The sequence below is a fragment of the Vannielia litorea genome, assembly GCF_018424695.1.
Lineage (GTDB): Bacteria > Pseudomonadota > Alphaproteobacteria > Rhodobacterales > Rhodobacteraceae > Vannielia > Vannielia litorea_A.
This window is the reverse complement of sequence record NZ_QTNQ01000011.1, coordinates 83,540-93,351: the sequence shown is the minus strand read 5'-3', so window position 1 is coordinate 93,351 and position 9,812 is coordinate 83,540. Positions and strand designations below refer to the sequence as shown.

8 protein-coding genes and 1 tRNA gene are annotated in these 9,812 nt (G+C 67.2%); 6 read left to right on the top strand and 3 right to left on the bottom strand.

Annotated elements, in window-relative coordinates:
• Positions 1-158: 158 nt before the first annotated feature.
• Positions 159-1,835, top strand: coding sequence for an NAD(P)H-dependent oxidoreductase subunit E (locus tag DYI42_RS06295; RefSeq protein WP_213545074.1), 1,677 nt, complete (start codon positions 159-161; stop codon positions 1,833-1,835).
• A 265-nt stretch (positions 1,836-2,100) separates the two neighbouring features.
• Positions 2,101-4,899 carry a formate dehydrogenase subunit alpha gene (gene fdhF, locus DYI42_RS06290; protein WP_213545073.1) on the top strand — a complete coding sequence of 933 codons (2,799 nt, stop codon included), beginning with the start codon at positions 2,101-2,103 and terminating at the stop codon, positions 4,897-4,899.
• A gap of 67 nt (positions 4,900-4,966) precedes the next feature.
• Here the strand turns inward: fdhF and DYI42_RS06285 are convergent, their stop codons facing one another.
• The 3 genes from DYI42_RS06285 to DYI42_RS06275 form a co-directional block, all read right to left on the bottom strand.
• Positions 4,967-5,461: a fasciclin domain-containing protein gene (locus DYI42_RS06285; RefSeq protein WP_213545072.1), complete on the bottom strand. Its 495-nt coding sequence runs from the start codon at positions 5,459-5,461 to the stop codon at positions 4,967-4,969.
• Positions 5,462-5,812: 351 nt separating this feature from the next.
• Positions 5,813-5,887, bottom strand: a tRNA-Thr gene (locus DYI42_RS06280).
• Between the two features lie 78 nt (positions 5,888-5,965).
• Positions 5,966-6,871, bottom strand: a complete 906-nt coding sequence (locus DYI42_RS06275) for a hypothetical protein (RefSeq protein WP_213545071.1) — start codon at positions 6,869-6,871, stop codon at positions 5,966-5,968.
• A gap of 139 nt (positions 6,872-7,010) precedes the next feature.
• On the opposite strand from DYI42_RS06275, the gene DYI42_RS06270 reads away from it, so the two are divergent.
• The 4 genes from DYI42_RS06270 to murA all read left to right on the top strand — a co-directional run bounded on the left by DYI42_RS06270 (position 7,011) and on the right by murA (position 9,715).
• The gene (locus DYI42_RS06270) at positions 7,011-7,190 is read left to right on the top strand and encodes a hypothetical protein (RefSeq protein ID WP_213545070.1); all 180 of its coding nucleotides are present in this window, start codon (positions 7,011-7,013) and stop codon (positions 7,188-7,190) included.
• Complete coding sequence (locus tag DYI42_RS06265) at positions 7,191-8,195, top strand: aKG-HExxH-type peptide beta-hydroxylase (RefSeq protein WP_213545069.1); 1,005 nt, start codon at positions 7,191-7,193, stop codon at positions 8,193-8,195.
• 82 nt (positions 8,196-8,277) lie between these two features.
• On the top strand, positions 8,278-8,448 hold the full coding sequence (locus tag DYI42_RS06260) for a hypothetical protein (protein WP_213545068.1): 171 nt from the start codon (positions 8,278-8,280) through the stop codon (positions 8,446-8,448).
• On the top strand, positions 8,441-9,715 hold the full coding sequence (gene murA / locus DYI42_RS06255; protein WP_213545067.1) for a UDP-N-acetylglucosamine 1-carboxyvinyltransferase: 1,275 nt from the start codon (positions 8,441-8,443) through the stop codon (positions 9,713-9,715). The genes DYI42_RS06260 and murA overlap by 8 nt, the downstream gene beginning before the upstream one ends.
• The last annotated feature ends 97 nt before the right edge of the window (positions 9,716-9,812 follow it).

The window sequence follows — 9,812 nt, the reverse complement described above, 5'->3', positions numbered from 1 at the left end:
CCCATGCCCCCTCGCCGCAGGTTTCCGGCCCGCCCCGCCTGTTTCCGATCCGCCCGCCCGGCGTGACGTTTCCGCCGCCTCCATGGTCGGGGCCGGTGTTTTGCCGGGGCGGTGCCCGTGCGATAGAGTGGAAGCCAAGAGGAGGAGAGCGAGCCGCGATGAACAAGGCCAGCAGAGAGTTTGCCCGCCGCGATGCCAGCCAGCCCAAGGGGCGGCAGGTCGAGGAAACGGCGCTGGAGGAGGTGGCCCGCCTGCTGGGCGACATGCCCCGCCGCCGCGACATGCTGATCGAGGCGCTGCACCTCATTCAGGATGGCTGCGGCCACCTTTCGGCGGCCAACCTCGCCGCGCTGGCCGACATGTTCCGCCTCGCGCAGGCCGAGGTCTACGAGGTCGCCACCTTCTACCACCACTTCGACGTGGTGAAGGAGGGCGAGGCCGCGCCAGCGCCGGTCACCATTCGCGTCTGCGAGTCGCTCACCTGTTCGCTCGCAGGCTCCGGCAAGCTGATCGAAACCCTCAAGGCCAGCACCGACCCCGAGCGCGTCCGCATCCAGCCCGTGCCCTGCATCGGCGCCTGTGACCGTGCGCCGGCAGGGCAGGTCGGCAAGCGCGCGGTCGATCACGCCACCCCCGACAGCCTCACCGAGGCCGCAACAGGCCCGCTGGCCCCGGTGATCCCCGATTACGAGGGGCTTGAGGCCTACCGGGAAGCCGGAGGCTATGCTGTGTATGAGAAAGTGAGGGCAGGGGATATTTCCCCTGAGTCGGTCATCGAAACCATGTCGGATGCAGGCCTGCGCGGCCTCGGCGGCGCGGGCTTCCCGGCGGGCAAGAAATGGGGCTTCGTGCGCGGCTACGAGGGCCCCCGGCTGATGACGGTGAATGGCGACGAGGGCGAGCCCGGCACCTTCAAGGATCGCTGGTGGCTGGAGCGCCACCCGCACCGGATGCTCGAAGGCGCGCTCATCGCCGCCCATGTCGTCGGCTGTGAGCGTATCTATATCTACATGCGCGACGAGTACCCGGCGGTGCTGGAAATCCTGAAGGCCGAGATCGAGGCGCTGGAGCACGCAGGCCTCGCCCATGTGCCCATGGAAGTGCGTCGCGGGGCAGGGGCCTATATCTGCGGCGAAGAGAGCGCGATGCTCGAAAGCATCGAGGGCAAGCGCGGCCTCCCGCGCCACAAGCCACCCTATATCGCAGAGGTCGGCCTCTTCGGGCGGCCCACGCTCAACCACAACGTCGAAACCCTGCTCTGGGTGCCCGAGATCCTGAGCCATGGGGCCGCGTGGTTTGCCGACAAGGGCCAGACGGAAGAGAACAAGGGCCTGCGCAGCTATTCCGTCTCTGGCCGCGTCGCGGAGCCGGGCGTCAAGCTCGCCCCCGCCGGCATCCCGCTGCAAGAGCTGATCGACGCGCATTGCGGCGGCATGGCCGAGGGTCACACCCTCAAGGCCTTCCTCCCCGGCGGTGCCTCGGGCGGCATCTTCCCCGCTTCCGAGGCCCACCGCCCGCTCGACTTCGGCGAGTTCGAGAAGGACGGCGGCTTCATGGGCTCCCACGCGGTGATGATCCTGAGCCAAGAGGATTCGGTGCGCGAGGCGGTACTGAACCTCACCCATTTCTTCGAGCACGAGAGCTGCGGCCAATGCACCCCCTGCCGCTCGGGCACGGCAAAGGCGGCGGCGATCCTCGCGGGGGATGAACCCTCCACCGACCTCCTGAACGACCTCATCACCGTGATGACCGACAGCTCGATCTGCGGCCTCGGCCAGGCGGCGGGCAACCCGATCCGCCACCTGATCCGCTACTTCCCGGAGGAGCTGGCATGAGCGCGCCCTGTAGGATGGGCAATCTGCCCACCACCCCGACCCACCACCCAGCACCACGCCAGCCGGGCAGCGCCGGTCCGCGGGTTGGCGCAGCAACGGTTGTTCGGCGCACTTTATGGCTGAGTGGTCATCTTCCCTCCGAGGTCAGTGCCGACGTCACCCAAGCGCCGACCCGGGGGGCGGGCCGGCGCTGCCCGGCGCCTTGCGGCGCGCACCGGGCGGGCACTCCGCTCAACCGTTCCTTGGTCCAACTGGAGACCGCACGATGAAAGACCTCCCCACCACCGTCACCTTCCAGCTCGACGGCAAGGACGTCACCGCCGAGGCGCATGAAACCATCTGGCAGGTCGCCAAGCGCGAAGGCACCGCCATCCCGCACCTCTGCTACAAGGACGACCCCGAGTATCGCTCCGACGGAAACTGCCGCGCCTGCATGGTCGAGATCGAGGGCGAGCGCACCCTTGCCGCCTCCTGCAAGCGCCGCGTCTCCGAAGGCCTGAAGGTGCAAACCGCCACCGACCGCGTCAAAACCAACCGCCGCCTCGTCTTCGATCTGCTCGCCTCCGACATGCCCGCGCGCGACCAGTCCCCCGACCCGGACGCCCGCTTCTGGCACCAGGCCGAGCTGGCGGGCCTCACAGAAACCCACTTCCCCTCCACCCGCCCCGGCGCGAAATCGGAAATCCCGGTCGACTCCATCTTCCGCGACGCCTCCCACCCCTCCATCGCCGTCAACCTCGACGCCTGCATCTCCTGCACCCTCTGCGAGCGCGCCTGCCGCGACGTGCAGGTGAACGACGTCATCGGCATGGCCTCGCGCGGCACCGCCAACCTGCCGGTCTTCGACCAGGCCGACCCGATGGGCCTCTCCTCCTGCGTCGCCTGCGGTGAATGCGTCCAAGCCTGCCCCACCGGCGCGCTGATGGAAAAGACCCTGCTGAACGACGAGGCCACCAAACGCACCGAATACGCCGAGAAAAAGGTGGAGAGCGTCTGCCCCTTCTGCGGCGTCGGCTGCCAGACCGAGCTTTCGGTAAAAGACGGCAAGATCATTCAGGTCGAAGGCCGCAAGGGCCCCGCCAACCGGGGCAAGCTCTGCATCAAGGGCCGCTTCGGCTATGATTACGTGCTCTCCCCCGAGCGCCTGACCAAGCCGCTGATACGCCGCGACGATGCGCCAAAAGAAGCCCACGCGGCGCTCTCCACCGACCGCATCCACGAGGTCTTCCGTGAAGCCACATGGGAAGAGGCGCTCGAACGCGCTTCAGGCGGCCTGAAAACCATCATCGACCGCGACGGCGGCGCAGCCCTCGCCGGTTTCGGCTCCGCCAAGGGCACAAATGAAGAGGCCTATCTGTTCCAGAAGCTCGTGCGCCAGGGTTTCGGCACCAACAACGTCGATCACTGCACCCGCCTCTGCCACGCCTCCTCGGTCGCCGCACTGATGGAGGGCGTCGGCTCCGGCGCGGTCTCCGCCCCCTTCACCGATGCCGAGAAGAGCGACTGCATCATCATCATCGGCGCCCGCCCCGAGCAAAACCACCCGGTCGCCGCGACCTACTTCAAGCAGGCCGCCAAGAACGGTGCCACCCTGATCGTGATGGACCCGCGCTCCCAGCGCCTCATGCGCCACGCCACCCATGGCGTCATCTTCAAGCCGGGCCGTGACGTGGCCCTGCTCAACGCGATGATCCACACGATCATCGAAGAGGGGCTGACGGACGAGCAATACATCCAGGGCAACACCTCCGGGTTCGACGCACTGAAGGAAAAGGTGAAGGGCTTCACCCCCGAGGAAATGGCCCCGATCTGCGGCGTCGATGCCGACGAGATCCGCACCATCGCCCGCGCCTTCGCCAAGGCCGAGCGTGGCATCATCTTCTGGGGCATGGGCATCTCCCAGCACGTCCACGGCACCGACAACTCCCGCTGCCTTATCGCGCTCTCGCTCATCACCGGCCACGTCGGCCGCCCCGGCACCGGGCTGCACCCGCTCAGAGGGCAAAACAATGTGCAAGGCGCGTCGGACGCGGGCCTCATCCCGATGTTCTACCCCGACTACAAATCGGTCGAGAAAGCCGAACTGATCGACAAGTACGAAGACGCCTGGGGCCGCCCGCTCGATCACGTCCGCGGCCTCACCGTGGTCGAGATCATGCACGCCATCCACGACGGCCAGATCAAGGGCATGTATGTGCAGGGCGAAAACCCCGCCATGTCAGACCCTGATCAGCATCATGCCCGCGCCGCCCTGGCCAGCCTCGAACACCTCGTGGTGCAAGACATCTTCTTCACCGAAACCGCATGGCACGCCGACGTCATCCTGCCCGCCTCCTCGCAGGCCGAGAAGCTGGGCACCTACACCAACTCCAACCGCCAGGTGCAGCTTGGCCGTCCGGTGCTCGACCCGCCCGGCGAGGCCCGGCAGGATTGGGAGCTGATCCGCGACGTCGCCAATGGCATCGGCTGTGGCTGGACCTACACGGACGTTCCCGAGGTCTATGCCGAAATGGCCGCGATGATGCCCTCGCTCAACAACATCAGCTGGGAGCGGATCGAGCGCGAAGGCGCCGTCACCTACCCGGCGGCCTCCGAAGACGAACCGGGGCAGGAGGTCATCTTCACCGAGGGCTTCCCCACCGAAGACGGCCGCGCCCGCATCGTGCCCACCGATCTCGTCCCGCCCGACGAGCTGCCTGATGACGAGTTCCCCTTGGTCCTCACCACCGGCCGGATGCTGGAGCACTGGCACACCGGCGCGATGACCCGCACGAGCGAGGCGCTCAACGCGCAGGAGCCGGAGCCGGTGGTGTCGATGCACCCCAAGGACATCGGGCGCATGGGCTTCACCCGCGGCCAGCAGGTGACGGTCGAAACCCGCCGCGGCGACATCACCCTCACGCTGAGGGCCGATCGCGACGTGACCCAGGGTATGCTCTTCATCCCCTTCTGCTTCCGCGACGCACCGGCCAACTTCCTGACGAACCCGCAGCTCGACCCCTTCGGCAAGATCCCCGAGTTCAAGTTCGCCGCTGCTCGCATCCGCACCGCCGACCCGGCATGAAAAAAGGGTGGGAGTGCTGGCTCCCACCCTTCCGTGCACTGCGCCCCGCTTTGGCTGGGGGGCTTGCTCAGGGCAGCAGCACCTTGTCGATCACGTGAATCACGCCGTTGGAGGCCTGCACGTCTGCGCTCACAACCATGGCGTCGTTCACCCGCACGCCGCCCCGGGTGCCGTCGATCCGCAGCTTGCCGCCATTGGCCGTCAGCACGCTCACCCGCCGCCCCGCAAGGTCGGAGGCTTCGGCAACGCCCGGCACCACGTGATAGGTGAGAATCGCCGTCAGCGTGTCGCGGTTTTCCGGTTTCAGCAGGTCGTCCAGCGTGCCCGCAGGCAGCGCCGCAAAGGCCTCGTCTGTCGGCGCGAAAACGGTGTAGGGCCCCGGCCCCTGCAAGGTCTCGACCAGCCCCGCCGCCGAAACCGCCGCCACCAGCGTCTCGAAGCTCCCGGTCGACTGCGCAACCTCCACGATGTCCGGCCCGCTGCTGCTGCCGGTGGTGGTGCAGCCCGACACGGCCAGCGCCGCCGAAACCACCGCGGCCTTCGTCAGTGTGATGATATTCATTGTCTGATCCTCCCAGGTTCTAGAAGCCCCGCAACCTGTGCGGAGTTGAACAAGTTACGCCCGCAACCTCGCGGCGGTTCACTTTTTCAACAGGAACACCCGCAGCCCGGGGCCAACGCCAAAAGAAACGCGCCCGCCTCAGGGGAAAGGCGGGCGCTGTCGGCAAGGCCGCGGTGCGGGAGGGAGTTCCGACAAAGACAACTCTAGGGATAAGCCATGGCCCCGAACACTCGCTGATTTTGGGGAGGGGGCGAAAGCCGTGGCCGTGAAGGCGGTGAGGGCATCAAGACCAAAGAGAATATGGTCGCCGCAGGGCGGGTTGGACCCAAGGTCGATCTGAACGGAGAGAGATGGTGCTGTGAGAGAGGATTGAACTCTCGACCTCACCCTTACCAAGGGTGTGCTCTACCACTGAGCTACCACAGCATCCGGCTCGGGGCGGCGAGGTGCCAAGCCCGGCGTGAGGGGCCTTTTACATCAGTCGCACTGAAGTGCAAGCCTTCTCTAGGGCAATTTTGCCGCCTTTTTCAGCTTCCCGCCCGGTCCGATCACGCCGCGCAGATCGGCCCGTCCCGCACCGGCGCCGCGATGGGCGATTTCCGCCAGCGCCTCGTGCAGTCGCGCGTCGATCCAGCGACAGGTCGCCACCCGATTCTCGTCAGGATGCTCCAGCCCACGGCGGATCTGCGGGTTGGTGTTCAGCTCGAACACCGCCGGCCCCTGCGACGTCAGCGCAAAGTCCACCCGCCCATAGTCCATGCCCGAAAGCGCCATCACCCGCGCCACCAGCGCGCGGTGCGGCCAGTCCTCCAACTCGGCGCGGTCGGCTGCATACTCCGCCGCACCCGCCGCCCCCTTCACCCCGGACTTCGCCACCCAGTGATGGTCCGACACCGTCGGGGCGGGCACCACCGTGCCGCCAATCCCGAAGCCCGCGCGCTTGCGAAACACGCCGCCTTCCTTCTCCAGCGGGGCATAGTCCACGAAGATCAGGTCTGAGATCGGGTAGCCCGCCGCCACCGCCGACTCTAGCGCCGCCTCGGCCTCCTCCGCACTGTGCAGCAAGTCGCCGATCACGCCGCGATGGGCGGCCATGGTGCGCAAAAACACCGGAAACCGCGCCGGGCGCTCGCCCTGAGCCGGAAGCGCACAGCCAAAGCTGTTCACCCCCTCCCGGTGCAGCACCTTCAGCAGGGCCCCACGCGGCAGGAACTTGGCCGGATCGTTCAGCACCGGCGCACCCGTCTCGCCGATCCGCGCCCGCAGCACCGACACCATCTCAAGCTCCCAGGGCGCCAGCCGCTCGAAATCGGTGAACACGGCGGCCCCTGCCGGCAACGGCCAGCGCCCCAGCCGCTCATAGCTGAATATCTTGATCCGATAGCCGAACCTGGGCGCATTCTCGCGCATCTCTCGGAGCGTGTTCCTGAAGGGTTTCCTCAGGAAAAATATCAAAAGGGGGAGGGAGGCCATGCGCACCACCTTGACAGTTTACCCTGGGTCGCCCCTAGTATCGCCGTAGAAGAACATCAAGACGAGAGCGACTTTCATGACCAAAATCGACCGCAGCAAGCTGCTTGGCTTCAAGCTGGACTCCGCCGTCAACGAAGGCGCCAAGATGGGCGCCAAGGATGGCGTGAAGATGGGCAACAAGGTGGGCCTGAAAGCGGGCGCCAAGGTGGGCCTCAAGATGGGCGACAAGGCCGTGGCGCCAACCCGCCGGGCCTGAATGCCTGACACCGGGCGCGGGCCTGCGCCCGCCCCCTCTGACGACACGCTCTACAGCTTCGCGCCCAACCCGGCGCGGGCTGAGTACCTTGATGCGCGGATGCACGATGAGCTGGCCGCCAGCCTGAGCCACCTCGCCGAAGTCACCGCAGACACGCCAGGCATCTCCGCCCCGCTGACAGAGGCCGCCGCGCGCATCGCCGGCGGGCTCCGCGTCGGGCCAGAGGCTTTTGGCCGCTACTTCCACATCGCCGCGCTGCTGTTGGAGGACTTGCCCGACCAGGTGCCGCCCAACCTCGCGCCCCTCACCGCCGCCACCAGCATGCCGCGCCCGCCGCTCACCACGCTGCCGCGCGGCGGGGCAGGGGAGGTCGATACCCTGCTCGATCTGCGGATGGGAGAGGACGCCGCCAATTTTGCCCCCTCGACCGAGGCCAAGGCCGCCGATCTCGCAGAGCGTCTCGCGCAAGGCTTCGCCCTGATGCAACAGGCGCTGCCGGATCTGCACGCCGAGCTCACCGCGATCATCCATCGCATCGTCGCCGCCGAGGGCCGCAAGGGTGCCAAAACCCAGTTCGACGGCGCCTCGCACTACCAGTTCTGGGGCCTGCTCCTGCTCAACCCGGCCTTCCACAAGACCCGGCTGGCGATTGTCGAGGTGCTGGCCCATGAGGCCTCCCACTCGCTGCTCTTCGGGCTCACCATCGACGAGCCGCTTGTGCGCAACCCCGATGAAGATCTCTTCCCTTCGCCGCTGCGGATCGACCCGCGCCCGATGGATGGCATCTACCACGCCACCTATGTCTCTGCCCGCATGGCCTGGGCGATGGAAACCCTCGCCGCCTCCGGGGTGCTCTCCGAGGCCGAAAAGGCCGAGGCGCTGGAGGCGGCCCGCACCGACCGGGCCAATTTCGCCGCCGGGATCTCGGTGATCGACGCCCACGGCGATCTTTCGCCCACCGGCGCCGCCATCATGCAGCGGGCCCGCGCCTGGGTTGAGGCCTGACCCCCCCCGGCGCGGCGCGGCAACGCCCGGCAAGGCCTGCCAAGGGATGGACGCCGCCCGCCCCTTGTCCTAAAGGTCTTTCATGAGCAAAGGCGACACATCCGGGGCGTCGCGTGAAGAGCGGCTGAAACAGGCGCTCAAGGCCAACATGGCCCGCCGCAAGGCGCAGGCCAAGGCACGGTCAGGGGCGAACACCGGCAAGACAACAGACAAAACGGCAGAGCCGAGCGGTAAAGAGGGCGACAATGGATAGAATCGTGGTGCGGGGCAACGGAGCCCTCTCTGGTGACATTCCGATCTCGGGGGCCAAGAACGCCTGCCTCACCCTCATGCCGGCCACCCTGCTTTCCGAAGAGCCGCTGACGCTCACCAATGCGCCGCGCCTCTCCGACATTCGCACCATGACAGAGCTGCTGCGCTCGCTCGGCTGCGAGGTCACCTCGCTGCAGGATGGCAAGGTGCTCACCATGTCGTCGCATGACATCAACAACCACAAGGCCGATTACGACATCGTCCGCAAGATGCGCGCCTCGATCCTCGTGCTGGGGCCCATGCTGGCGCGCGACGGCCACGCGGTGGTGTCCCTTCCCGGAGGCTGCGCCATCGGCGCGCGGCCTGTCGATCTGCACCTGAAGGCGCTGGAAGCCATGGGCGCGGAGCTTGATCTGCGTGACGGCTACGTCCACGCCAAGGCCCCCGGCGGGCGGCTCAAGGGGGCCGAATTCGAATTTCCGCTTGTGTCGGTTGGCGCCACCGAAAACGCGCTGCTCGCCGCCGTTCTGGCCAAGGGCACAACCGTGCTGAAGGGCGCCGCCCGCGAGCCCGAAATCGTCGATCTCGCCAATTGCCTCAACAAGATGGGCGCGCAGATCGAGGGGGCCGAAACCGGCACGATCACCATCCAGGGCGTCGACAGCCTGCACGGCGCAACGCACCCCGTGGTGACAGACCGGATCGAACTTGGCACCTACATGCTCGCCCCCGCCATCGCCGGCGGCGAGGTGGAGCTGCTGGGCGGCCAGCGCGAGCTGGTCGGGGCCTTTGCCGACAAGCTCGAAGAGGCCGAGATCGAGGTCACGCAAACCAACCGTGGCCTCAAGGTGAAGCGCAAGAACGGCCGGGTGCGCGCCGTCGATGTGGTCACAGAGCCTTTCCCGGGCTTCCCGACCGATCTGCAGGCTCAGATGATGGCCCTGATGTGCACCGCCGAGGGCACCTCGGTGCTCGAAGAGAAGATCTTCGAAAACCGCTTCATGCACGCCCCGGAGCTGATGCGCATGGGTGCCAACATCGATGTGCACGGCGGCCACGCCACCGTCACCGGCGTCGAAAAGCTGAAGGGCGCCCCGGTGATGGCCACCGACCTGCGCGCCTCCGTCTCCCTCATCCTCGCCGGCCTCGCCGCAGAGGGCGAAACCGTCGTGAGCCGCGTCTACCACCTCGACCGGGGCTACGAACACGTCGTGCGCAAACTCTCCGGCGTGGGGGCCGATATCGAGCGTCTGCACGAGGGCGACTGACCGCTGCCAGATTGCGCGCCTTCGGCGCACGCCATTTTGTGTTCGGCACCCGGCACCACCGGCACGCCCTGACATACCCCGGCCCGCGAGTCTTCCC